At 41.9% G+C, this 26701-nt stretch carries 21 protein-coding genes; 5 read left to right on the plus strand and 16 right to left on the minus strand.

What is annotated here, in order from left to right:
- Positions 1-126: 126 nt before the first annotated feature.
- Both H6G26_RS04130 and H6G26_RS04135 read right to left on the minus strand, forming a co-directional pair.
- On the minus strand, positions 127-1194 hold the full coding sequence (locus tag H6G26_RS04130) for an EamA family transporter (protein ID WP_190728043.1): 1068 nt from the start codon (positions 1192-1194) through the stop codon (positions 127-129).
- A 286-nt stretch (positions 1195-1480) separates the two neighbouring features.
- Positions 1481-1765: a DUF427 domain-containing protein gene (locus tag H6G26_RS04135; protein ID WP_190728044.1), complete on the minus strand. Its 285-nt coding sequence runs from the start codon at positions 1763-1765 to the stop codon at positions 1481-1483.
- A 1012-nt stretch (positions 1766-2777) separates the two neighbouring features.
- On the opposite strand from H6G26_RS04135, the gene H6G26_RS04140 reads away from it, so the two are divergent.
- A complete protein-coding gene (locus tag H6G26_RS04140) occupies positions 2778-3182 on the plus strand; it encodes a hypothetical protein (protein ID WP_190728045.1) in 405 nt (134 codons plus the stop codon).
- A 282-nt stretch (positions 3183-3464) separates the two neighbouring features.
- Here the strand turns inward: H6G26_RS04140 and H6G26_RS04145 are convergent, their stop codons facing one another.
- Entirely contained in the window at positions 3465-5660 is a 2196-nt protein-coding gene (locus H6G26_RS04145) for a transglycosylase SLT domain-containing protein (protein WP_190728046.1), read from the minus strand.
- Positions 5661-6219: 559 nt separating this feature from the next.
- On the opposite strand from H6G26_RS04145, the gene H6G26_RS04150 reads away from it, so the two are divergent.
- Complete coding sequence (locus tag H6G26_RS04150; RefSeq protein WP_190728047.1) at positions 6220-6840, plus strand: Uma2 family endonuclease; 621 nt, start codon at positions 6220-6222, stop codon at positions 6838-6840.
- 3 nt (positions 6841-6843) lie between these two features.
- Here H6G26_RS04150 and H6G26_RS04155 read toward each other — a convergent pair whose 3' ends face one another.
- The 4 genes from H6G26_RS04155 to H6G26_RS04170 form a co-directional block, all read right to left on the minus strand.
- The gene (locus tag H6G26_RS04155; RefSeq protein ID WP_190728048.1) at positions 6844-8097 is read right to left on the minus strand and encodes an FAD-dependent hydroxylase; all 1254 of its coding nucleotides are present in this window, start codon (positions 8095-8097) and stop codon (positions 6844-6846) included.
- 115 nt (positions 8098-8212) lie between these two features.
- Positions 8213-8971: a YebC/PmpR family DNA-binding transcriptional regulator gene (locus H6G26_RS04160; RefSeq protein WP_190728049.1), complete on the minus strand. Its 759-nt coding sequence runs from the start codon at positions 8969-8971 to the stop codon at positions 8213-8215.
- Between the two features lie 174 nt (positions 8972-9145).
- Positions 9146-10714: a metallophosphoesterase gene (locus tag H6G26_RS04165; RefSeq protein WP_190728050.1), complete on the minus strand. Its 1569-nt coding sequence runs from the start codon at positions 10712-10714 to the stop codon at positions 9146-9148.
- A 626-nt stretch (positions 10715-11340) separates the two neighbouring features.
- A complete protein-coding gene (locus tag H6G26_RS04170) occupies positions 11341-11520 on the minus strand; it encodes a CopG family transcriptional regulator (protein WP_190728051.1) in 180 nt (59 codons plus the stop codon).
- 444 nt (positions 11521-11964) lie between these two features.
- Here H6G26_RS04170 and H6G26_RS04175 point away from each other — a divergent pair, with 444 nt between their 5' ends.
- Complete coding sequence (locus H6G26_RS04175; RefSeq protein ID WP_190728052.1) at positions 11965-15486, plus strand: NB-ARC domain-containing protein; 3522 nt, start codon at positions 11965-11967, stop codon at positions 15484-15486.
- A gap of 267 nt (positions 15487-15753) precedes the next feature.
- Here the strand turns inward: H6G26_RS04175 and H6G26_RS04180 are convergent, their stop codons facing one another.
- Positions 15754-15975: a hypothetical protein gene (locus H6G26_RS04180; protein WP_190728053.1), complete on the minus strand. Its 222-nt coding sequence runs from the start codon at positions 15973-15975 to the stop codon at positions 15754-15756.
- Positions 15976-16052: 77 nt separating this feature from the next.
- Positions 16053-16886, minus strand: coding sequence for a hypothetical protein (locus tag H6G26_RS04185; protein ID WP_190728054.1), 834 nt, complete (start codon positions 16884-16886; stop codon positions 16053-16055).
- Between the two features lie 668 nt (positions 16887-17554).
- Between H6G26_RS04185 and H6G26_RS04190 the strand changes: the two genes are divergently transcribed.
- Positions 17555-18253, plus strand: a complete 699-nt coding sequence (locus tag H6G26_RS04190) for a haloacid dehalogenase type II (protein WP_190728055.1) — start codon at positions 17555-17557, stop codon at positions 18251-18253.
- Positions 18254-18487: 234 nt separating this feature from the next.
- On the plus strand, positions 18488-19357 hold the full coding sequence (locus H6G26_RS04195) for a DUF5895 domain-containing protein (RefSeq protein WP_190728056.1): 870 nt from the start codon (positions 18488-18490) through the stop codon (positions 19355-19357).
- A gap of 152 nt (positions 19358-19509) precedes the next feature.
- Here H6G26_RS04195 and H6G26_RS04200 read toward each other — a convergent pair whose 3' ends face one another.
- From H6G26_RS04200 to H6G26_RS04230, 7 genes are all read right to left on the minus strand, one after another.
- Entirely contained in the window at positions 19510-20790 is a 1281-nt protein-coding gene (locus tag H6G26_RS04200) for a murein transglycosylase A (protein ID WP_190728150.1), read from the minus strand.
- 3 nt (positions 20791-20793) lie between these two features.
- A complete protein-coding gene (locus H6G26_RS04205; RefSeq protein WP_190728057.1) occupies positions 20794-21048 on the minus strand; it encodes a hypothetical protein in 255 nt (84 codons plus the stop codon).
- A gap of 233 nt (positions 21049-21281) precedes the next feature.
- Entirely contained in the window at positions 21282-21449 is a 168-nt protein-coding gene (locus tag H6G26_RS04210) for a hypothetical protein (protein ID WP_190728158.1), read from the minus strand.
- 171 nt (positions 21450-21620) lie between these two features.
- Positions 21621-22241 carry a pentapeptide repeat-containing protein gene (locus H6G26_RS04215; RefSeq protein ID WP_190728058.1) on the minus strand — a complete coding sequence of 207 codons (621 nt, stop codon included), beginning with the start codon at positions 22239-22241 and terminating at the stop codon, positions 21621-21623.
- Between the two features lie 102 nt (positions 22242-22343).
- Positions 22344-23306 (minus strand): orange carotenoid protein N-terminal domain-containing protein, encoded by a 963-nt coding sequence (locus tag H6G26_RS04220; RefSeq protein WP_190728059.1) that lies wholly within the window; start codon positions 23304-23306, stop codon positions 22344-22346.
- Between the two features lie 1271 nt (positions 23307-24577).
- On the minus strand, positions 24578-26107 hold the full coding sequence (gene trpE / locus H6G26_RS04225; protein ID WP_190728060.1) for an anthranilate synthase component I: 1530 nt from the start codon (positions 26105-26107) through the stop codon (positions 24578-24580).
- Positions 26108-26202: 95 nt separating this feature from the next.
- The gene (locus tag H6G26_RS04230) at positions 26203-26628 is read right to left on the minus strand and encodes a photosystem I reaction center subunit II PsaD (RefSeq protein ID WP_190728061.1); all 426 of its coding nucleotides are present in this window, start codon (positions 26626-26628) and stop codon (positions 26203-26205) included.
- Positions 26629-26701 lie beyond the last annotated feature (73 nt).

Below are 26701 nucleotides of genomic sequence, written 5' to 3' on the forward strand. Positions count from 1 at the left end.
GTTAACGGTCGTAAAGAGTGTTTATACTTTTTTAGCGCGCATCAGCTTAACTGTTATTTGTTATTTGTCGCCATACATTGGGCATGAGGTTATTAACCTTCTCTAGCTCATCTCACCTTTAACGAGTTAAGGTAAAATTTCTCGTTCAGACTCTCTAACTGCTAAAGTTATGGGGTTCAATTTTTTAGCAGATGCTTCTAAAGCTGGTTGCTGTATATTAGCTATTTCGCCAACAGTAATTGTGTCGTTTTGCGCTGCTAAAGTATCACGTTGGTTAATGAGATAAATGCTGATTAAAGTTAGGAAAACACCGGCCCACTGCAACGGACTGAGGACTTCTGAGAGGAAAAGATTGCCGAATAGTAGGGCAAATATGGGCGTGAGGAAGGTGAGGGAACTAAGACTAGTGAGACTGCCGCTAGAAGCAAAGTAGAAGAATAACCCGTAGGCGATCGCACTGCCAAACACGGTAGCATAACCCAAAGCCACTAAATCAGATCCTCCGAGATTCTCCCACTGCTGGGACTCGACAAATGATGAAACTCCCCACAGTGGCAATCCACCCAAAATCATGTGCCATCCCGTAGCGGTTACCGGGTCAGTATGTCGGCACACAAACCGAATTAACACTGTTCCCACAGCCATTGATAGCGCTGCTAATAGCATCAACCACTCGCCGCTAGCAAACAAATCTTCCCAGCTGCCAATTGTAATATTTGCGCCTGAGTCGAGAAAATGTAAAATCCACTCATCAGGTAAGCCGATTAAACTAATGCCTGTGACGCCCAAGCCTAGCCCTAGCCATCCCCAAAAACCAATGTGTTCTTGGAATAGCCACAACGACAGCAAAGCAACAGCCAAGGGTTGCGAGTCAATCATCACAGACCCTAACCCCGCACTGGTTCTGACTAATCCCTCTGCCAAAAAGCCTTGAAACAACGTCCCATCTACGAGGGCAAATAAGGCAATCCACAGCCATGCAGTCCAACCTTTGGGCTGAGGTTTACCCATGAATGCTGCTGCTATCAGAATTAACATCCCCGCTGGTATCAGACGCACACCTGCCATGAATAGTGGTGTCGTGTGGGGTATTACTCCTTTCATGGCTACCATTGCCGTCCCCCATAGGAAAAAGGGGGCAATTAATAAGAGGGGGGCGAAGGGAAGTCGAGATGCACTGAGTTTCAGTTGCATGGGTTTGCTGATGCCTTTGTTTAACAAGCGCAAAAATTGCTTTACCCAATTTTACCGAATTATGTAGTTTTGTGTTGGTGTAGCGTCTCAAAGAGAAGGAAAAAATACTCAGATGTAGACAAGGTTACAGGATGCTGAAGATTGCAAGGAGGCATTCCTCCTAAATACAGCAAATATTTTAAGACTGTGGAGGTTGACGCAAGCCAACCTCCACAAAATTTAGTTTGATGATTGTTGTAAATTCTGAATCAATTCCCTGGAAATAAAATACTTCCAGCAACCTTTATTAAGCCTCAACTTTTACACCCTTCCAGAAAGCTACATAACCTTCAATATTCTTAGCTTTCTCCTTGGCGCTGGGATAGTACCAAGCAGCATCTTTGTTGATTTGGCCATCAACGTCAATACTGTAGTAGCTAGCGACACCTTTCCAAGGACAACTACTGTGGGTATTACTGTCTGTGAAGTACTCCTTGTTAATGGAGTCAGCAGGAAAATAATGGTTATTTTCTACAACTACAGTGTTATCGCTCTCGGCTAAAACTACGCCATTCCAAATTGCTTTCGGCATAAGTGAGTTTGCAAATAAACTATTCACTTAACATTTTGACACGATCAGCTTATTTTATCCTCCTGAACACCTACCTTTCACCAGAGTCTATCCAAGCTTAAATGGATAGCTAGTAAGCTTTATAGAAAACTTTGCCATCCCAATTAATACTTGCATAACTTTTATTTATCAAATTGAAAATTAAAACTATTTGCTTTTATCATCAAGAGTTTCTAGCATATTGGTATGCAAACTTAATTGGTCAAAATATAGTTAGTTTTGTTTTAGCTTATAGCCGAAAAAATATTCAGACGAGAATGTTGCCATTACATATATGTGAGCGATCGCAGCTTTTAACAAAGTTTGCAAAGAATAGCTTTTATGTATTGCACTTTGGGTTTTCTAAGCTTTTACTTACGAAAGGTTTTACCAATTGCCAATTTATCATATTTGGATTAATTTGAATCAGCCGTTTGTGTAATTAATAAATCAAGCTATTAAATTAGCTAAGTGTAGGTAGGATGTTTAATTTTATAAGATAGTGAACTTTTTTATTAAAAAAACTTATTAATTATACTTTTTTGTAGTTGAGGATAAATCTATGAAATTTTCAAAATTGATAAATTCTGTATATATTGTTGCTTGGATTAATTCTATGCTTAAAATCACTATCCTTCATACAGCCAATAATAATAACAACAGTTGTGCATCAATAAACAAAGCCGTAAACTCTGACACTTTATCTAGCTATTCCACGAATATAAATTACCTCAAACCTTTTGATACTGCTTTTATTGCGTATCAAATGATGGGTCATAGTGATTTTAAATAATTTAAGTGTACTCTGTACTTTCGAGTTGTAAATTACATCATTTTGGCAATTCAATTAAAGTTTGTCTTCATTCGTAAAATGTTTTTGAATTCACTCTAGTAAAATATTGATTTTTAAATTTATAGTAAATCATTTTACTATAAAACAATTTTTTGTTAATTAGATAACTCTAATTAAGCTAGTTAAACTGAGGAGAAATTTATGAAATTTACAAACTTAATTTATTCTGCACTTATCGTTGCTTGTATTAGTTTTCTACCTAGAATTGCTGTTGCTCAAAAAGTTAATACTAACAATAGTGCCGGACAAATCAACGCAGATGTTAACTCTAATACTTTACGTACTAATTCTCCAAAGGCCAGCTACATTCAACCTTTCAATACTGCTTTTCTAGCTTATCAAGGTGCTTTCAAAGAACAGGGTATTCCTAGTGGAAGCGCTTTGATCTCTGAATACCAAATAGGAAAACTGACTGCGAAAGATGTGGTTCAGGCTGCTATCAAGACCAACAAATTACCAGCACAAGTTTTGAATGATTTAGGTTATCTTAATGCGGTCGAATCGCAGTTGACATCATTCAGCAATACTAATGATTCAGGCAATTAAATACAAATTGGTCGAAAATTCTTAACAATGTAGATCAAGTATCGTATCCACTTAAGCTTATCCCACCCCTAAAAGCGGAGCATCTCACTTTTGTAAAAACACGTTTGCCCTAGCGAATGGAATTCGCGGCTATACAAACAAAACCCACCTCCGTGGGTTTCAAATTCTTTGTAGTCCGCCTACGCGGACTAACCAGCGGGGTACGTTTGTCTAGCCGCAATTTCTAATCGCCTGGTATATTTGCTTTCTCTGCTCCCTACTTGCTTATCAAATTGGGTAAAATCACTGTTTTGGCAATTTTGGGTGTGTAGCTGAGTACTTTGTTACGATGCCTGAAATTTCAGGGTTGTAAAGTCTCAAATAATTCCAGTAGTTGCCAAATACTTGACGCACATAATTTTTGGTTTCATCAAAGGGAATTTGTTCAACAAACTCATCTGGATCTTGTGTTGTTAGAGTTTGCAGCCACTTAGAAACATTGCCGGGGCCAGCATTATAACTAGCGATCGCAAGCAAGGAGTTGTTGTTATATTGCTCATGGGTATGATCCAAATACCATGTACCCAGCATGATGTTCTCATTGGGGTTTTCTAAGTTTATTGTTTTGCTATCCACCTTGATTTGTGGGGCAATCCATTTAGCTGTACTCGGCAACACCTGCATTAAGCCAGTAGCATCAGCAACGGATTTGATTTTTGGCTCAAACCGTGACTCTTGACGCATCAGAGCGGTGACTAGCAAAGGATTAAGTTGACGCTCAGTAGACCACTTTTGAATCTCTCGGAAATAGGGAAATGGATAACGCACTTGCCAGTAGCTGCTCTGTTTGCTGAGAGTCTCATATTGAGCTTGTTCAGCTGGTGTTTCCCGATCTTCCAACTTAGAAATTTTGTCAATTCCGATGAGATTTTCTCCCCTAGCCAGCCGCACCAATCCTTCAGTAAATTGCTCTGCTACTGTTGGCTGAAGTTTATTCTGAAATTCTGTTTGCCATTGTAACCAGGCATCGCGGTCTTGACCCAGCAGATACAGTTCTTTGAAAGTCTCAGAACCAGCAGGTGGTAATGGGCGCTGGGGTGTGATTATTTCCGGGTTCATGACGCGCACATTGTCAAAGTTGCCGACGTTTAGCCCCAGCATGGTTGCTGCTCGCCATGCATAGTAAGAGTAGGGAAACTCGCTAACCACATACTCATAAGCAGTTTGAGATTCTTGCTGTTTCCCTAATGAAGCTGCCCATTTGCCTACCCAAAAGCCTGCTCTCGGAGCCAAAATACTATTGGGATTGTTGGTGACAATTGGCTCTGCCCATTGCCAAGCACCAACGTAATCTTTGGCTTTAGCTTTATCTTGGGCTATTCTCCAACGATACTCTGCGGCTTCATCAGAATTGCCGTATTTGGCTATGAGTAATTGCCACGCCTCGTTAGCTGACTTTTGATCTTTGAGGGTTTGGAGAGTTTTGGCTTTTTGTACCAGTGCAGTACCAGCTTGTTTAGGAAATTTACTAATTACCTGGTCAAAATAGGGTAAGCCGTCTTTACCTGTTTTTGCTGTTTCTGCTAACCGTAGTAGTGCAGTACCAGTTTCCTCAGCATTAGGAAATTGTTGCACCAATTGTTTATAAGTGGCGATCGCTTTTTCTCGATCTTTACCCCCTATCTGTAACCCTCGTGCAGTCCGGTAGAGGTTGCGGGGTGTTTTCGGTGCTTTGGCATAAGCATTCGCCGCTTTCAGAAATTGATTATTTTCCCAATAGCTTGTACCAATGAGTTCCCAGTCTTCGGGTTTCAGAGTAGGCTGTTTTACTAACTGATCTAAAACGCCCACTATGCCAGGTTGGTCATAGGCATATTTAGCCAAAATCAATTGTAATTGTGGCTGATTGGGATTTTCTTGCAAGCGTTTGCGAATAATTTCCCAAGTCAGAGGGTTGGAAGGAAATTGAGCGATCGCTATTTCTTGTTGCTTCGGTAGGGCAATCAGATATAGTGCTTTTACCGTAGCTGCTTCTTTGGGATACAGTTTAAGTACACTTTGCCTGAGATCCGAGGCTTTGCCATCCTCACCTAGCATATCCTGTGCTTGCGCCTGTTTTAGCAAAATATAGGGCGCGAGGATAGGATAGTCTCTCTCTAATCCTTGGAGTAAAGCCAGGGCTTTTTGGGCTTGGGTTCTTTCAATGTAATCACTCGCTAAAAGATAACGAGCGCGATTTCGGTCTGGCGAAGGCGACTGTCCTGCGATTTCTGCTAGTTTCGCCGCCCGTTCTGGCAAAGATTGTGATATCAGTGGAAGGACGGTTGATTGGGCAATACTAGCATCAGATATTTCCTCTGCCTTATTCTGACTCAGTTTGAGCCATTGTCCAACGGTTTTACCAATCTCAGGTGCTGATACCATTGCCCCAGCTAAAAAGGCAAACAGTGCCGCACCCGCAATTATCGAAATTTGCTTTTTCTGTAGTTTCTTCAGCATGAATATTCGCTGAGAAGTTCCGATGAATTTCCTGAAACTTTAACACTCTTAACCATCAGTGTTACCAATTTTTAATTTTAGATTTTTAATTTTATGTAGAAAAATACTGATTTTCAATCCTACGGTTGATAGTACTGAGTAAGTTGCATATGTTAAATACTATTACATCTATCTTGGGTACTAGCTTTTAGCAGTAACAGTGTCCATACTTTTAACTCCAGAATCCATAATAGCGCACCTCGTAGAACCCTCTCCTTGCATCCTAAACCTCCTTCGACATCAATGCAAAAATTAGGGTGGGCATTTGCTAGACACTAAGGATGTGAAAACTACGATGATTTATACCCTGGTTCTTAAGTGCGATCGCCCGATCTTGTAGGATGCGTAACGCATCACCCAAAACTTGCTATAGCAATTTCTCCATTCTTTGGGTAGCCAATTCGTGAGCGTTTATTTACAGCTACAGCGATCGCACTCTAAAGGCTTAGGCTAATTCGCAAACAATGCGATCGCTGAATTAGAGATAATATTTCTATGATTCAGTAATTCTCTATCATTTATGACTCAAGCCATACCCAAGCTAGTAACCTTTGAGGAATTTGTCGATTGGCTACCCGAAAATCGACGAGTCCGCTACGAACTACATAAAGGAGAAATCGTTGAAATGGCGCAACCAGTAGGGGAACACGAGGAAGTAAAGGGTTTTTTAGCAAGAAAAGTAACAGTTGAATTTGACCGATTAGACCTCCCCTACTTCATGCCTAACCAAGTTATAGTTAGACCTCCTGAAAAAGATTCTGGTTACATTCCAGATGTGTTGGTGCTAAACCGTGCAAATCTGGAAAACGAAAAATTATGGAAAAAAGAATCTACTGTTAGTTTGGGTGCATCAATAGCTTTGGCAATTGAGGTTGTATCAACCAACTGGCGAGACGATTACTACTTGAAGTATGCTGAATATGAAGAGATGGGTATCCCAGAATACTGGATTGTCGATTATGCTGCCTTGGGTGGACGTAATTTTATCGGTAATCCCAAACAACCGACAATCACCGTGTGTAACTTGGTTGATGAGGAATATCAGATAAATAAGTTTCGAGATAGCGATCGCATTGTCTCTCAAACTTTTCCTGAATTGAATCTCACCCCAAACCAGATTTTTCAAGCTGCTGTAATCTAGCGTTTATCGTTTTGCCAATTCTGGAGCCCGTCCTTTCAAGCCGATCATCAACTTCAGCATAAACACCTTTAAAACGGGTACTCGCTGCAAAAACCATAAACCCAAGCGACGAACCACCACCACAGGTAATAAGTTATTAGAAAACATCCGATCTAACAAATCGGTGAAACCTAAAATCGTCAGGTTTTCCAGCTTGCGCCAGCGTTCATAACCTTTGAGAATCTGAATATCGCCAATATCTTTACCCGCTTGGTGCGCTGTTTGGATTACTTGCGCCAAAGCTGCTGCATCCCGAATTCCCAAATTTAAACCTTGTCCGCCCACAGGATGGCAATTGTGCGCCGCATCACCAATTAATGCTAGTCGGGGGAGAACATAGCGATCGCTTTGCATGAGTTGTACCTGGAATACAAAGCGATCACCTAGTAATTCCAATTTCCCCATCTGATCGCCATAGCGACGAGTAAGTTCTCTTAAAAATTGCTCATCATCTAAAGCACATAAAGCTTTTGCTTCTTCGTGGGGAGCTGTCCACACAATGCGGCAACGGTTCCCCGGTAAAGGTAAAATCGCAAAGGGCCCGCTAGACCAAAATCTTTCGTAAGCGGTGTTATTATGCGGTTTTTCTGGTTTGACAAATGCCACGATGCAAGATTGCCAATATTTCCAGCCAGAGGTTTTGATCCCAGCAGCTTGACGAATTGGCGATCGCGCCCCATCTGCTGCTATCAGTAATTTGCTACGAACTGCCTGTAACTCATCAGCAATTTTAATATCTATCGCTACTATATCCTGCTGGTACTGCGTATTTACCACTTCAGCCGGACATAGATAAGTTACATTTGGACAATCTTGGACAAACTCTTGCAAAGGCTGCAACAGCGCTTGGTGTTCCGCTACATAACCCAATGCTGTATCTATATCATCTGTGGTAAATTCCACCACATTGGGATAATCGGCATCCGAAAGCCGAACTCGGCAATATTTGGCTATTTGAGGCGATATTTTGTCCCAAACTCCAATTCCTTGGTAAATTAGCGCCGAAAGCTGATGAACTGCATAGGCTTGCCCCTTAGCTACTGCGGCTGATGCTACTTTCGCTTCAATCAGCAAGATACTCAAACCAGAATCTTTTAAAGCAGAAGCTAGAGTTAACCCAATAATCCCACCGCCGACAATTACCAAATCATATTCATATCCCCGCTCATTTGACGGTGTTGGTTGGGGGGAAATTTGCTCAAGCTGCGTTAGGGCCATTGTTAAGTTAGGTTACAGCGTCTTAACTCTTATTTTGACGCGATCGCGCCCTCATGAGCAAGCTAGAGGAGTAAACTATTGAAAAACCTCGCTGCTAACTGCGAGTAAATTTTTATTAGGAAATGCTCAGAGCCATCAATTCTTCTGATATTTCAAAGTTAGCTGTGATATTTTGCACATCATCCAAGCCTTCTAGAGTATCAATTAACTTGAAAAGCGATCGCGCCTGATCTGGATCAGTGACTTCTACACTATTACTAGGAATCCAGCGTAATTCGGCATCAGTCACCTTAAAACCTTGATCCTTGAGTGTCTGATTAAGAGTTTCCAAATTGCCTATCTCAGTAAATACCTCAGCTATCTCATCTTCAGCCATTTCATAAGACTCAGCACCGCCTTCGAGGGATACTTCTAAAAGCTGTTCTTCGTCAACTACGCCCTGTATTACACAAACGCCTTTTTGGTCAAACATCCAACTAACGCAGCCTGTTTCACCAAGATTGCCACCATTTTTACTAAAAGCTACACGCAAGTCAGCAGCAGTGCGATTGCGATTATCTGTGAAGGCTTCGATTAAAATCGCTACACCACCAGGGCCGTAACCTTCGTAGCGAATTGCTTCAAAGATGACATTATCTCCGCCAAAAGTGCCTGCACCTTTAGCGATCGCTCTTTCAATATTATCATTGGGGATACTCGCCGCCTTTGCCTTTTCAATTGCCGTGCGAAGTTGAAAATTCAGTGCCGGATCTGGTACGCCACTTCTAGCCGCCACGATAATCGCCCGCGATAACTGAGTGAAGGTTTTTCCCTTTTTTGCATCTACTACCGCTTTTTGGCGTTTAATATTTGCCCATTTACTATGTCCTGCCATAATCTGAAATTATCAAAACTCTATTCAAAATTAGGATATACCTAGCTTTTGCTCAGATGCAAAGGTGCATTTGTTAAATGCTAGATATTTGTTAACCAAAATCATGATTTAACTGGATTTTAATTTTCGAGTGATTAAGACGCGTAGTTTACCACCGTAGGTATCGCATCTCGTTTAAATCATAAAAGGTTCAAGTTCGCTATTATGCCACTTTTTTTCAACCCGTTCAGTAATAAGCGGTCTGATGATAAACTTGGGCGGGCAACCATCTAGAACATCAATCCGCACGCATGAGTAAGGCAGGCGCTTCTGGAAATTGTAGTTATGACGACCCACAAAAAGCATTGAATCCGCCACTTTCCGAATGGGTTTACCTGCAATATCAGCAAAAGTCTCCATTAATTCAGTCCCCTCTCGCCGTTGATAGCGAGGACGATGACCGCTACCACCAGAGATAATACAGTTAATGTGGGAGTCAGCAAATCCGGTATCAGTTGTGCAAAGATGCTCCAAACAGTGAGCGTGACCATTTAAAATCAAATCAACTATAGGACGTTCTTTAATTAGAGAACCAAGAGTTTGTGCAACTTGTTCAAACACCCAGCGTAAGCGGTGGCGAACCGCCAAAGTTTGTGCTTGATTCCACTTGGTAGTTTCTGTAACATAAGGAGGATGGTGGAAAAATATTACACGTCCACGCACTTCAGAGGTGTTCCAAGATTCAATGAGTCTACTACGCAACCATTCAAGTTGTTCAAAATCGATCGCAGGCATTTTCTGAGATGCCAATTGTTTTTCAATATCGATTTTGATCTCGTTTATTTGGTCTAGTTTGGCACTTAGGTCATCAAGTTGTTCCGCTTCGGTGGGTTTATCGGGGTTGAGGCGATTGTATATTCCCAAAATCTGCAATTCTTCTTGATCTATTTCTTGGCAACGCTTTTGCAATTCCCGGCGGTAAATTTCTCCCTCTTGAGTTGCAGGTAAGGGTGATGGTGTATTAAAGGTGTTAGAATCCAAAGCGAAAAAATCAATCCCGCCGTAACGGAAAGTGTAATAACGATTGGGTAAGCGGGTAAACTGTCCAGGTTCGTAACGCAAACAGCGTCCTGTGTCAGTCTTAGCAGTATAGTGTTGATCTAAATGACGTTCCAATTCCGGGGAAGACATCGCCCTAGTATAGTCCATAAATGCCCGTGCATAGGCATTACCTTGATATGAACCATGCCAACCAATTTCGATATCTTTGTAGCGCAACAAGCGACGTAATGAAGATGTTGTCCCAGTAAATAAACGGTACATCAACGGCACATCGTAGTAATCATGATTACCAAGTACTGGCAAGAATGGTATATTAAACACCATGCGGTCATAGGGAATTTCTTTCGGGTTGTCGCCACCTACAAGAAATTCGCGGTAAGGCTCAATAAAGTTTGTTGAATAATACTCTTGGGAACCCACCACATAAATTACATCGCCTGTGTGCAACACAAAACTGCAATCATCACGGTGAGTCAGCATTAGTTCAGCAACTTTTCGTTGTGGGTGTTGTCGATAATGGGATTGAGTACCGGAATCACCGATAACCATAAACGAAAATTTTGGGTTATCTTTTCTGCCATCATCTATAACCATGCAGGTTTGATCAATTCCCCGTTGCACAAAACTTGGATGCATCCACCGCACTCGTTCCTTCATCTTTTGAATTTTTACAGGAATCGGTGGATCGGAAATCAATTTCATGGCTGATAACTCTTGAATGCCTAACCTTACTCACACGCCGATTGTAACGAAATATTTACCAGATAAGTAGCTATAATTACCACAGCCATTGCACCCCTCCCCCTTTTCCCCAAAACCCGACAAGTGAGGAGACTGAATTATCGCGATCGCAACCTTTATAACGTTTCAAGCGATCGCCCATAAATGGTAGTATGCACAGGAACAGCAAAAGATAGAACCCTCAGCCAAAGGATAATTACTGGAAAGCGATTAAAACTGACATTAATTAAATGGACTACCAGAATGGAGTAAATCAGTCTCCTACCAAATTAAGTCAATCGCAATCAAAGATGCGTGTTTTGCTGTTAGTAAGGTTAAGAAAAAGTTTAAGAACTGTGGTGGTATTAGTAAGGTTAGATTTAGGCCAAGAAAAGATCCTGTACAATCTTGCTATACTCCCAAGTCTGCGGTAAAAGACTTGGGAATATACCACACTACATTAGATGAGGTCTAATCTATGATTAACGCTCTTGAATTACTTTTGTCAAAGTAAATATTAAAAACCTTTGTCCAAATGTGCAACCCCTTGTACTTTAGCTATGACTCTTTGAGACTGGGACTTTTCATGCCAAGTCTGAAAAGTTAGGTTAAGGCAAGGCTTGAATTAGTTCCCGAATTACATCTATTGCTGGTTTGCCAGTCTGTTCACAATATTTCTCAAGGTTCTGAGCTTCATCTAATGTCAAGTTTAACGTAATTCGCTTAAGCGCCCTTTTTTTACTGGAGGTTGCAAAATGGGGAAATTTAGGTGCAGCAGTTTTATTCATAGATTGATAAGCTAGATATATAGAAACTTTCCTTATCAAGCTTGCCAATTCAGAAACGTCTTTACCAGTGAAAATCGAGATTTTGAGATTGAACTTAAGCTTTACGATCCAAATATATTACTGATAATTTTAGGTATGAAATAAATAGTATCATACGTAACTAATATGCCATTACGTATGATGCAAATAGCTTTCGGTTGAAGGGCTTATGTCAGCAATGCTGCACAGACCAGATTGTTTGTTGAGCAAGCGGTGTTGAATTAGTGAAACGAGTGGATTGCCAAAGGTGGCTTGTATCAGTAAACATTTTGGCTATAGACCTCTTTAAAATCCTCTGCAACATGAGATTATTCATTTGTGATAGCTATCACTTCACATCTATAGCAACCTAGTAGATAATTATTTTTTATCATCAAAGGCGATTACCCAAACGTGAGTTAATACATGACTTTACAGAATTGGAGACGCAAGCGTGGCGTTGCACTTACTACCAAGGGGTTACAAAAAATTAAGGAGGCAAAGCATCAGTCAGAAGCAAAGGAAAATTTTGGAAACAGGTATACTCTCGAAGAAATGAGTGTCCGCTCTGGGTTATATTCCGCTACTATCTCGAAAGTACTAAATCGCGAAGGAGGAGTTGACAAACAGACTATTGAAAAGCTTTTTTTAGCTTTTCAGTTAAAAATAGATAAAAGTGACTACTCAAGCTCAAATACTCGCTTAGATTGGGGAGAGGCTATCTTCAACTCAGTTTTTTATGGACGGACAGAAGAACTTACCACGCTAGAGCAATGGATTCTCAATGAACACTGCCAATTAATAGCAGTATTGGGAATAGGAGGCATTGGTAAAACGGCGCTGTCTGTAAAGTTTGCTCAACAGATTCAGGAGAACTTTGAGTATGTGATCTGGCGATCGCTACGAGAAGTACCGCCTGTTAAAATTATTCTAAGTAACCTAATCCAATTTCTATCTGACGAACAAGAAACAGAAGGTAATTTACCAGAAAGCTTTAGTGAGAGGGTATCGCGGCTACTCTATTATTTACAAAATCATCGCTGTTTGGTGATCCTTGATAATGCAGAATCAATTCTCCGCAGTGGGAGTCGAGCCGGACTTTATCGAGAAGGATATGAGGAATATGGTGAACTTTTAAGACGGGTAGGAGAAGCAACTCACCAAAGCTGCTTAGTGCTGACTAGTCGTGAAAAACCGAAAGAAGTGGCATTACTGGAAGGAGAAGCATTATCTGTTCGTTCATTACTACTGAGTGGCTTGAAAGTGGTGGAAGGGCAAGAAATCTTAAAACTCAAAGGGCTATCTGCGGCAGAGAATGAATGGAAAGTAATGATTGAACGTTATGCAGGCAATCCATTAGCCTTAAAAATAGTCGCCACAACCATTAAAGATGTTTTTGATGGTAATGTGACTGAATTTCTGCAACAAGACACAGCTGTTTTCGGCGACATTCGTGATATTTTAGAGCAGCAATTTGAGCGTTTGTCAGATTTAGAAAAGGAAATAATGTATTGGCTAGCGATTAATCGTGAGCCAATGGCGCTTCAAGAATTGCGAGATGATATTATATCACAAGTACCGCAAGCAAAACTAATGGAGGCTGTCGAATCTCTGGGAAAGCGATCGCTAGTTGAGAAAAGTGCAATAACTTTCACCCTACAACCTGTAGTCATAGAGTATGTGACTCAGGTATTCATAGAGCAAGTCTGTGAAGAAATTGCAACTGAGAATATTGAACTTTTTAGATGCTACGCTTTGATCAAGGCGAGTGCGAAAGACTATATAAGAGAAGGTCAAATTCGCCTCATCCTCAAACCGGTTCTTGATGAGCTGCTCACTAGATTAAGAAGTAAAAAAGGCATTGAAAATCGACTAGCTAAAATTTTAGTAAGGCTACGGGAAGAATCGCCGCAAGAACCAGGGTACACAGGTGGAAATATTCTTAATTTGCTTTGTCAACTACAGACAGATTTAAGGGGTCATGATTTTTCTGAACTGACGGTTTGGCAAGCAGACTTGCGGAATGTGAAATTGCATGATGTAAATTTCCAAAACGCTGATCTAGCTAAGTCTGTCTTTGCTGAAGCCTTCGGTGGTATTTTGTCCGTAGCCTTTAGCCCCGACGGCAAACTTTTGGCTACGGGGGATAGCAATGGTGAGATTTGCTTACGAAATACTGCCGATGGCAAACAGATCCTCAACTGCAAGGGTCATACCAACTGGGTTGTATCACTTGCCTTCAATCCTGACGGTAGAACCCTTGCTAGCGGGAGTGCTGACTCTACTGTGAAATTGTGGGATGTCATTACAGGTCAATGCCTGCAAACCTTTTCGGAACACAATAATAGTGAGGTTTGGTCGGTAGCCTTTAGTCCAAATGGTAATATGCTAGTAAGTGGCAGTAATGACCATATAATAAGACTATGGAGTGTTAGCACCACTGAATGTCTCAGAATTTTCCGGGGACATACAAGTTGGGTAATTTCTGCGGTCTTCCATCCGGATGGTCAGACGCTAGTGAGTGGCAGTGATGACGACACAATTAGATTGTGGGATGTCAGCACTGGCGAATGTATCAAAACTCTACAGGGGCATGATGATGGAATACGATCAATCACTATCAGTCCAGACGGTCAGACAATAGCGAGTAGCAGTGATGACCAGACAGTAAAGTTATGGGACTTTGACACTGGTGAATGCATTAAAACTCTACAAGGGCATCATGCTGCGGTCTGGTCAGTTGCCATTAATCCTCAAGGCAATATTATCGCTAGTGGCAGTTTCGACCACACAGTGAAGCTATGGAGCTTTAGCACTGGGCAATGTCTAAAAACCCTTCAAGGACATTCGGGTTGGGTATGCTCTGTCGTCTTTAGTGTGAAAGGGGATCTTCTCGTCAGTGGCGGTGAAGACCAAACAGTGAAGCTATGGAACATTAATACTGGTCAATGTCTCAAAACTTTCAGTGGTTATACTAGCCAAGTTTGGTCAGTTGCTTACAGTCCGGATGGTCAGACATTAGCAAGTAGTAGTCACGATCACACAGTAAGGTTATGGGATGTTAATACGAGTAAAACTTTGCAAATTTTCCAGGGGCATGGTGCTGCGGTTCGATCAGTTGCGTTTTGTCCAAAAGGGCAAACATTGGTAAGTGGCAGTGACGATAGAACAGTGAAGTTGTGGGATGTCAATACGGGTCAAGCCTTACAAACTTTCCTGGGACATCATGCTCTAGTATGGTCAGTTGCTTACAGCCCCGATGGTCAAACTTTAGCAAGTGGCAGTCACGACTGTACGGTGAAGTTGTGGGATGTCAATACGGGACAAGCCTTACAAACTTTCCAGGGGCATCGTGCTGCAATCCAGTCAGTAGCCTTTTGTCCTCAAGGGAAGACAATAGCCAGTGGTGCTTGGGATCAGACAGTCAAGTTGTGGGATGTCAGCACTGGTGAGTGTAAAGGAACGTTAGAAGGGCATACGAATTGGGTTTGGTCAATTGCTTTTAGCCCGAATGGTAAATTGCTGGCAAGCGCCAGCTATGACGGAACAATCCGATTGTGGAGTGTTAGTACTGGTGCTTGCCTCCAAACTTTCCAGGTTTGTGCAAATGGTATCGTTAAAGCAGTCGTCTTTAGTCGAAACGGCCAGATTATAGCTAGTAGCAGTCCCGATTACACAATTAAGTTATGGGACGTTGATACAGGTGAATGCAAAAGAACGTTACATGGACATTCAGCTTGGGTCTGGTCAATCGCTTTTAGCCCAGATAATCAAACTCTGGCTAGTAGTGGCGCTGATGAGACAATTCGACTTTGGGATATCAACACGGGCAAGTGCTTGAAAACTTTGAAGGCTAAGAAATTTTATGAAGGAATGAATATTAGGGGGGTTACGGGTTTAACTACTGCGACTATTGCTACTCTGAAAGGGTTGGGGGCAATTTCTTAGGAAAAACAGCCTCGGCAAGGAGTTATATAAAACCAGTAAAGATTTCACCGCTTGGAGGAACCTACAGCAATATATGTTTGAAACGTCAGGTCAGTAGACAGGAGGTTTTCTCTGCCCAAAAGTGTCAATCCCTAACTGTTTAACTGTTACGGTATTTGAATCTAACTAGCATCTGAGCTTCTTCAAACCCTTAGTAGAAGCTAAACAATTGAGGGATATCAACTAGTAATTCAAGCCTTATCATTAAAGTATGTAGATAAGCCGAAACTAGAAATCAGCCATAGGGATATCGCTCGGTAATCCTTTTGCGAATTCCTCAAACATGATTCTTTCCAACTCAAACTCCATGTCATCCAAAGTCTCTAAGCTGCTCTCGCTGAAGCTGCTAGCAGAATTATAAGGGCTGAAAGATTGCTGCTCGATAGCAGAATTATAAGAACTTAAAGATTGTTGCTCAATGGCTGTAGTTTTTGCTGTTGCTGTTTCCATTATCTTTTTTTAACTGTGCTAATTTGTACACTTCCTCACTTGTCTTAAAAAAGTTGTGCCTGGCTGTTAGATCATTTCTAAGCTTTTAGCGGTTTTAACACATTCTGAATCTCCTCATCTGATATATAAGGTTCCTCAGGTGGGCTGAAGCGCAACAATGCAGCTTGATAACAAGCTTTCGCCACGCGAACACGTTCTTCAGAAGTAAGACCAGCAATCATTTTAAGCGTTTCCTTTACGTGTTCCACCTCAGTGCTAACAGCACTGTGCGCGCGCAGGCAACGGGTAGCTGTGATACCTGGTGGTAGCAGTGCTTCCACACTCTGGATGTAACCCATCCCTATACATATCCCTAAACGTTCCGCTGTATAAGAATAGCCCACGCAATCAATTGGATCTGATCCCTGAACGCTCTGGGTGAAGTAATCCAGCAACGCCTTTGCAGCCGGAGGAACAAGTGCTTGCACAACAGCTTCGGGTCTATATCCCATCGACTCAATATCCCGTAAAGCGAGTAGGTCATGACCTGCCTCTTCTCTGGCTTTCTGTACAGCCCACTGTGCCAAACTCTTACGATCTGCTGAAGCGAAGCGCTCTTGCGCTTCCTCCATCAGTTGGGGTGTGGAATGGCACAAATGGTAAAAACCTGCAAGTCGCCATACCCAACGTGTAGGGGTTAGAGTTGGTGGCCTGCGCTCCGACTTCACTGCGTACCAAGCACATACTATTGCATTATTTAAAAGCTTTCGAGTTTCAGCTAAGGTGTCTGCATCAATCATCTTTTGAGTAAAGGAATAACCCATCCCCGGATGTTCGGGTTGATGTAACCAAGTCCGATTAGCAGTCTCCACAACTACTTCGTCAGACGAAATATGTGTTGATTCAGTATCAATGAAAAATTTCTCACACATGGTTCATTATGCATTCCTATATCTTCCAGGAGGTAAAATACTACTTTTGCTACAAAATAGAGATGGAGATAGCTGGACTAAGCTATAGGGTGTAAATGCAATCATCATGAATTAGTTAGTATGTACCTTATAAGAAGGCTTTGAGATGTTTATTATTGATGATAATGCAAAAATATACAGTTGTATGATTATTTTTTTAATATATAGTATGGTTACGTAGATAGAATTATAGTTTGTACGTAAGAACTGTATCAAGTGTGCTACTTTTCCTTATTTTTACACTCATCTTGGTTCAACGCCACTAATGCCCTAGTTAAAAGCACAAACTGCTTTATAGTCTATCTTTGCCCAAATAGTCGTGTCTCTTCTTGTACTTGAAATTGAATGCCTATCTCTCCTTGTACGTAGTTATGGTTCTGACATTCATACTTCCAGGTGCAAGATGTAAGGTTTAGTTTTGTTGTGCAAATCTACTTACTTAATATTCACACACTTTAGTCTTTTATTGTCTACCTACTTAAATGCTTTGATATAGAAGAAATGTTCAGAGGCTTTAAGAGCGGCAAATATGGCGATGCCTGTAGCGGGCTGCGCCAACGCAGATGGGTTCGCTCGTCTTTTGGTTTGTAAAAACTGGGCATAATTAATCAAGACCCCGAGTATGAAAAATGACTGACTTTAATCAATACAAGGCTTTAACTTTCGATTGTTACGGAACCCTAATCGATTGGGAGAACGGCATCTTAGGCGTGCTAAAACCACTTCTAATAGCACATAACACTAATTTGGATGATGATCAAATTATTGAACTTTTTGCTGAATTTGAAGCAGAACTAGAAAGTGGTTATTATATCAAATATCGAGAAGTTTTGAAGAGAGTAGTCCAGAAATTTGGTGAACAATTTAGCTTTGCACCAACTGCTGACGAACTAAGTTCACTTGCTGATTCGATTCAGCATTGGCTGCCTTTCCCGGATACAGTTGAGGCACTTAGAGTCTTAAAGCAAAACTTTAAGCTGGTTATTATCTCAAATGTAGATGACGATCTCTTTGCTTTCTCGGCAAAGCACTTGGATATAAAATTTGATGAGATAATTACAGCAGAACAGGCAAAAAGCTACAAACCCTCCTTAAACAACTTCAGACTGGCTATAGAAAGAATTGATTTGCCGTTAGACCAGATATTACACGTTGCTGCTAGTGTATATCACGATATCGTTACGGCCAAATCTCTGGGACTATCAACAGTCTGGGTAAACCGTCGAGCAGTCCAAAAAGCAGTTACCCCCACAGGATCAGCAATAAGTCAACCTGACTTAGAAGTGCCGGATTTAAAAACTCTTGCTGCTTTGAGTTCACCGAAATAATACTGAGCAATAAGTACTCAGCGCTTAGTACTGTTTTGATCAGGATCTGTTGTTACAAAACGATACAGGGATTGCAACATAGATTAATTCTGCCTTAATCTGGAAAAACTACTACATCAATTTGACGCCACGTTCAGCCTTCTTTTAAGGGCGACGTACCAAGTTCTGCTTCTGGTTCTCCAGGACAGCGTGCCGATAAACTTGTTCAATAAAACACTTTGATAGCCTAAAACGATGAAAGCATCTGCTAATTTCGACTTTGAAGACGAGAAATTTAATGCACCGCCTTCTCAAGTCATCCCCTGGTGTCAGATGATTAATCCTCGGTATGGCACAGATGGTATGCAATCCCACGGTTTGGCGATTAAGCTAGATAATGCCAATGCTGTCGGCTTTGTGCCAGATGAGAATTGGCAGCAAATAGAGCATGAATTTAGCTCTGGAGTTGAAACAGTTTTTATTAGTGCTACTCCACGTTTGGTTTTAGTGCGTCGGGGGCCATTGTCTGTCAAAGACCGGGAAAGTGGTCTAAAGCTAGGTACGCTCAAAGAGAATTATGATGCTTTTATAGCAGACAAACTTAAATTTAAAACCTTTACTCGCTATCTAATTTTTATAGTGGGTGAAAATAAAAAGTTTTTACATGAATCCCCATTACAACTAACTCTTAATGGTGCAGCCGGAGCGAGTTTCAGCAAAACGTACTGCGAATATCAACAAGGCAAAGTAGTTAGTGGATTCGTTGCTGAACTAGAAAAAACTTATGCTGTTTATCGCAAGCAACCCTTGGCACCAAAAGGGCCATTGTTCCACGCTCACGGGATTTTTTGCCCCATAATTGAGTGCGAGGAGAGAGGTATTGAACCAAATACAGTTCTGGTAGCTTCAACTGTAGACTACAAACATCCCACGGTAGGGACTTTAACACAATATTTAATTGCTTCCGATTCTCTTGAGTCTGCAATGATTTGCAAGACTTTTGAAGAATACAAAGATTTTGGAAAGGAACCTGTGAAATCAGAAACGCCTAAATTGGCAATGGCAGGAGTTTCTAACTCTTACGTTTATGCCGATGAAGATGATTTTGCTTATCCACCATATTAGGCGGGAGTGGGGAGTGGGAAGTGGGGAGCAGGGAGCAGGGGAAGATGAGGGAGATAAGGGAGATGAGGGAGATGAGGGGACAAGGAGAATAACATCCTCACTCAACAGTCAACACTCCCAATGCCCCATGCCCCATGCCCCATGCCCAATATCTATTCTTTGAGCAGCAAATAATATAGTGAACCATTACCGCCTGTGATGCCAGCGCGATCGCCTGCTAGTTTACCAGAACCCATGAAATAATCCACCCGGCCCGGGCCTTTGATGGCACTTCCTGTATCTTGGTCAAGTACAAAGCGGCTGACAATACGCTTCTCTAATTTGCCACCAGTGACGGGATAGGGAAACGAGTTATAAATTAGCGCTAGCGCTCCCGGAGGCATGAGAGACTTATCTGTAGCAATGGAACGTTCTGCTGTTACTGGCACATGAATACTACCAGTAGCTGGTCTACCACTTGTTTCCTGAAAAAAAACAAATCGTTCCCAGCGTGGCAGATAATTGCTCAACTCCTGCGGCTTCCCCCGGAAATAGCTAATCAAACGTGGCATTGTCAATCCTTGCAGTGGAAGTTTGCCATCTTTGGCTAGTTCTCTGCCGATACTAGTCCAAGGGTAATCAGTTCCACCTGCATAGCCAATTGATGTTGTTTTGCCATTAGTTAATTTAATTTGGGCAGAACCTTGGATATGTACCATATACGCATCTAAGCGATCGCGGAACCAAAGCAGTTCTAAACCGCGCAATTTGCTCTTATTCCCTTTTAAACCATCCTTCCCTTCCAAATCAATTCGTTTGGGGTGGGGTTTGGGCCATTGGCTGAAATTAGGTGGTAGCCGATAAAGAGGATACTTATATATTGCAGTTTTGACACGGCTAGCGGTGTAAATAGGTTCGTAGTAAGCAGTGAACTTAACAGTACCTTTGCCATCGTTGCCTACAGACTGGTAAAAGACAAACTCACGGCGGACAGCAGCTTGTAGTTGCGCTGCTGACTTAGAACTGACAACTAGTTGGCGAAAACGTACCAAACTCCGGCGGACACGATCAAGGGTAATTTCTTTAACTGGATAATTTTGATATGCTGCGATCGCCTCTTTCTTTGTTAGGTAAAGCAAACTGTTATCAATGGAAGCCAACAGTGCTTTGCGATCACCTCTGGTGGGCGAAATGCCAACGCCTGTTTTACCCCTTTGACCCCACAGTTGCTCATCCCAACCCAAGCAAGCGTGCTGGGGCGTACAATCGGTTCCGATAGCGATTGGTTTTAGCGGTGGCGTTATATCAGGAATGGTTGGTACTGGCAGAGGGAGATCAGGGGCGGTGGGTACTGGCAACGGCAGTAAGTTAGGAACCTGAGCAACAGAAGACCAGAGAGGATTTACAAGGGCAATTCCCAGACTTAAGGAAAGCAAAGCAAGGGTTTTTCTCATCATTTAGTTGAATCTTTCAACACTGGAACTAAAAATTGGTTCTACCCGGATTGCCACAATCCGAGAAGGGCGTACTACCATATATTCCCCTTGAATATTTTTGATCGGTACGCTAATAAAGTCATTAGAAGCAGACTTTGGCACAAGTTCGCCGCTATACCATTTCTGAAACTCTTGAATAGTAGGAAAGCGTACTTCTTCCCGATGACCGCTTTCCAGTAGGAGGTATACGGCATATTCATTTGCAGTTCTAGCCATAAGATTGGATGATTTGAAAAACATTCAACCCATTGTTAACTACGTAACCCCCGAATGAAAAGGGTAAGCATACGGGAGGTGAGGGGACAAGGGAGAATTTACTTCCCTTTTTCTCATGCCCGATGCCCAATGACTCCTCAGGTTAACTGAAAGTTTCATGATTTCAAAACTCTTGATACATACAAATGCAAATGCCGGACTGTGGTTTGTCCGTTTTTGCGATCGCAATCAAGCTACTTTGAGTGCGCTCCAAGTCTACCAGTTGGCGAATAAGCCTGTGCCTGCATTAAGGCGACTCCAACTTGGGTAGCGATCGCCTCTACTAAAGCTACATCATCCTTAAATATATAAAATATATATTGTGATAAAGTCTCAAAATAAAATAATTGGGGATTCGTCATACATCTGGAATTTGTTTTTACTTATGTTTTAAATCAATTCCAGATGCAATCCTCAACCCCCGTTATTCATCCCCACCCTATGAGTATATTGAGTGTGGGGACTTCCGCGTACCGTTAAAGATGAAAGACTGATTTTTAAATTTTGGATTTTTAATTAGACCGCAGCGGCGCTTAAACCACTTCAATTAAGCTTCGTTCAGTTAGGGTGACTCCATTAAATAAGCAGTGGTGCAAATCGACCTCGGTCAGGTCTACTTCTGTAAAATCAACGTTACTTAGATCAGTTTTGTACAAAATAGCTTTGGCAAGACTGGTATGACTCAGGTCTGCATTGCTCAAGTTTGCCCCAGTCAGGTTTGCACCACTGAGATTTGCCCCAGCCAAGTTTGCACCACTGAGGTTGGTATAGCGTAAGTCTGCTCCAGCCAAATTTGCGCCACTGAGGTCAGCACCATGCAAGTCTGCTAAACGTAAGTCTGCTTTCACAAGGCTTCCCTTATGCAAATCCACCTGACTGAGAGTTGCCCGTATCAAGTTAGCAGCCTTGAGGTTTGCCAAAATCAGGTTTGCTCCACTGAAGTCGGTTCTCCAAAGAGCCGCCGCAGTCAAATTTGCTTCGATCAGATTTGCTCCGCGCAGGTTAGTCTGTGATAGAGTCGCGTTAGCTAAGTTAGCTCTATTCAAATTAATTCCAGCTAAACACACTTCGCTGAGGTTAACTAAGTGCAGACTTATTTGAGTGAAATTTCTCTCTCCTGCACAATAGCGTTTGAGAAGTTCATCAGCATCCATACAGCCCGTCTCCCAAAATCTCCATTTCTCACCTGAAAACTACAGTATCTACTCGTTAAATCACAGTAGGGGCACGGCATACCGTGCCTCTACAATAGTGGTTTATTTACGTACTAGGTTGAGCAGTTCTTTAGGAGAAGCAAGCAAGTCAATCCCTACGAAGAAGATTTTATCTTGGGGGTCTAGCAAAAACCGCCATGCAATATTCATCCCAACACTAGCACCGAACCAAGGGGTTTGGACTTTGCCTGTGACTTTAATTTGGGTATAGCCATCTTCCACCGGCTCAGATATACCACGCTCTGGGATCATCTTCAATCCCTGGCATTCTTCACGCATATAAGCGCGGATTGCCTCTTGACCAATAATTGGTCTTTCAAAGGGGGGTTGCAAGGCACCTTCAGAGAGAAACAGAGCAACCGCAGCATCAAAGTCATTGGCATTCATGTTATTGATATAGCCCAACACCGTAGGATTATTGATGCCCTCAATGGTGACTTTAGTCCGAAACGCTGGTGCAGTCGGAGGAGCAACAGGTTCTGAGACTTTCTTGTAACTACCGGGAGCATTTGGGTCAAATCCCATGCTAATTACGGTATTACGTAGAATTGTAATTTGTTGACCTGAATCAGCATTGCGGATGGCTTGCAACACATCAGCAGCTTTAGGAGAAAGCTTGTAGCCTTCTGGGATAGGAGCAACAATTCCCTGGGCCATCCATTCTCCTAACTGATACCAAAAGCCCAATTTGATGTTCACTGTGAAGGATGCATAAGAACGACACAGGGGAGTGTCAGCACGGTTAGCCAAATCGTACATGACTTGCGTTTGAGCCTCAAAAGGCATCTGCTTAATTTGTTCGAGTAAGCCTTGTGCAAGGATCATGTTAGCTGCTCCTGGAGCGGCAACTGTAATACTTCTACCCATCTCGGTATAGGCAAACCAGAGTAATGCTAGTTGATCTTCAGCATTGAGCTGAGAAAATGATTCGACAATATTTGGAACAAGGTCAGCAACTAGAGTTCCGGGAAAAATACTTTGAGCCGACTGGATGGTAAAAGACATAACAAAAATTCCCAAAAGAAAATTACAGTTCTATCGAATGTGAAAATCAAATATGCAAAGACGGAAGAAAGATGCGTTTAGCCTTTAACAAAGGCACAGTGATTCTGTTGCCTATGAGTTTGAATACTCGGCAAAGCAGATTGCAGGCTTGACTGCATAGTTATCTAGAAAGCTTTAATCAACTGTGGTTTAACGCATTAATGTTGTTTTTGTATCTTTATGTAAAGAAACATAACAAGTTCGTTACAAATAAGCAATACTTTCTCAGTTATAAGTTAATAACTTCTGCTTATATAAAATATAATTTTTGTTTAAAACAGATTATGCACAATTGCAAACTTATTGTGCGAAACGCTCTTGCGTTTGAGCGTCACAGACTGTTGTAGACACCCTCACTTGGCGCACGCATCCAAAATACTCTACTTGCTTAGTACGGTTTTTACTACTTTTTTATTTGCGTCAAGTAGTTGTGAAAAATATTTACATTAGTTAATATCCGTTTACAGATAACAAAAGCAAAGAGTAAAAGACAAGCTGTTACGCATTTAACCTAAACATTTACATGAAGGCTGATGACTAATGACCGTTAACCGTCAACAGTTAATAACTTTGAGACCATTAATGCAAATCAAGCGTGGTCACTGTTTTTCACTGCTGGTAAAGACGACAAGGGGCTGGGACAAGAAATTGAATTCGGCAGATTTTTTACTAACCTCTTAATTGCTATTGGAGCAACTGGAATTCTTTGGGGGTTTACTTCAGCCAATTGGGATGAGCAAGTTTGTTCATTTCTAGTGTGTCGTAGCTTTAACGGAGGTCTTGGATTTGAATACCAGGACTTTTTTTCACTTTTCAATACTTTAAAAAGTTCTGTTAGCTTTGGAAAAAGTTTGATGTTAATTGGATTTATAAAGCTTCCCAATTTGTCACGGTATTGTGGATACGTAGGCTTAGAAGTAGCACAAATTGTTTCCAAACATCTTGCAGTTCAAACTAAAGCCTATGTAATTCAAAATAGAACAATATTGATAAATCAACTTTCAAAGTCTGGTCTGGATTCTCATACAGCAAATCGAACTGTTACTGTACTTATCTCAAGCCCGGTTTTACAATTAACCAACAAGAACCAGTGTGCAATTAGTTGGCGAAAGTAAGTATAGTAATTCTCACTTGAATGAGGGACACGGCAATGCCGTGTCTCTACAAGTAAGTATCCGTGTTTATATGTGGTTAGTTTTTTCTGCACTTTACTGATGTGGGAACCGCTATATTTAGCGCAAACAACGAATTGCCTCTAATAGACCTCTGGCTTTATTTAGGGTTTCTTCGTATTCTTTTTCTGGTTCAGAATCAGCTACCAAACCTGCACCGGCTTGCACGCTTACCGTATTATCATGCACTACCATTGTGCGAATTGCGATCGCAGTATTTAATTGCCCTTCAAAATCATAATATCCATACACACCGGAATAAACACCCCGACGACTAGACTCTAACTCGTGGATAATTTCCATCGCCCTAATCTTGGGTGCGCCGCTTACCGTACCGGCTGGGAAGCAAGCTTTCAATAAATCCCATGCTGTTTTACCAAGTGCTAATTTAGCCACAACATTGCTGACTATGTGCATTACATGGGAGTAGCGCTCAACTACCATTAATTCATCAACTTTGACGCTACCATTTTGACAAACACGCCCCAAATCATTCCGCCCTAAATCTACAAGCATCACATGTTCGGCAACTTCCTTGGGATCTTCGAGTAAATCCTTGGCAAAGGCTGCATCTTCTTGAGTAGTTTTACCCCGTGGACGCGTCCCGGCAATTGGGCGTACCGTTGCTATCACTCCACCATCGGAATCGGTTTCAGCTTTCACCATTACTTCAGGACTGGAACCGATGATTTGCCAGTTTTGGAAGTTAAAGTAAGCCATGTAAGGCGAAGGGTTTATCTGACGTAGGGAGCGATAAAGGGCAAAGGGGTCACCTGTGTATGCTGTAGATAATCGCTGGGAAATTACTACTTGGAAAATATCACCTGCTTTGATGTAGTCTTTGGCCTTTTGGACACTGGCACAAAAATCAGGTCGGGTAAAATCGCTCTTATACTCCTCTGCCTCTCTACCTGTGTCTTCCTCTGCTCCCTTGCTCCTTGGGGGTTTCCATTCCAATCTGGTTTTTTCTGGCGATAGCGGTAGAGATAGCTTTTCAAGCATTTGGGTGACGCGATCGCATGCTTGTTGATATGCTGCTTTTAAATCTACTTTGGGGTCACGTAAATCAGCATAAGCGATCGCCCAAATTTTCCGCTTCACTTGGTCAAAAATCAAGAGGTGGTCTACCTGCATCCACAACCCATCAGGGATATTTCGCTCATCTGGTGGGTGAATTGGCACGCGCGGCTCAACCCAGTTAATTAATTCATAGCCCCAAAACCCAAACAAACCACCAATTCCTGGCGGTAGCTGTGGTAGCTTGACTGGGTGAAAAGGTGCTAAACATTCGGCTAAAGCTGTAAAAGGGTCGCCTGCAAAAACGACTTGCGAACCATCACGGTTTAACTGGGTCGTATGCTCGCCCCTTGCTTCCAAAACCCAAAGCGGATCGCAACCCACTAAACTATAGCGTCCTAGTTTTTCCCCACCTTCTATCGATTCCAACAAAAAGCTATAGGGTTGACCTGCACATACTTTATACCAAGCAGATACGGGCGTATCTAGGTCTGCTACCCATTCTTGATATACCGGGACGAAGTTGCCTTGTTGCGCTAGGGTGCAAAACTGGGAGAAATCCGGAAACATCATTATTTTTCAAAAGTAATTGGTAATTGGTAATGGGTAATGGGTTTTTATATTACCAATTACCCATTACTAATTACCCATTAGCTAGTAAAAGCTAGTTACGGAGCGTCGTAGGTAGTACCACCGCTAAATTTAACTTTAGAGGGACTGGGGTTTTGTCCGATCCGACGGTCTACATAACGCACTTTGTCACGGCCTGGGTTAACCTTTTCAGGGAATACACCATCAGCTGGGTGAAGCATAATGGTTTCGCCGTTGGGTAAAATCCGGTAAATTTTGTAATCTGTAATTTTGAATTTCCGGAGTTGCTGACCGCCCAAAAAGATGCAATATTCTTTACGAGCAAGATACAGCAGGTTTTCGCCTTTCCGCATAGTAGCAGCGCCACCTGTAGGCATTTCAAAAACTTGCTCTTTTGGGCTAGTCCAAGTGATAGCGTACTTTTCTTCCAATGCTGCTTTTGTGAGCAAGCCACCGGTGTGACCACCGAATAGCGGGGTTTGTCCAGAGAGTGTTTCTGCCATAAAGTCTGTTCTCTCAACGTTTTTAGGGAATCGTAACACTGCAACCAGGATCATATTGCGATCGCGTCATAGA

The sequence above is a fragment of the Nostoc sp. FACHB-888 genome, assembly GCF_014696655.1.
Classification (GTDB): Bacteria; Cyanobacteriota; Cyanobacteriia; order Cyanobacteriales; family Nostocaceae; genus Nostoc.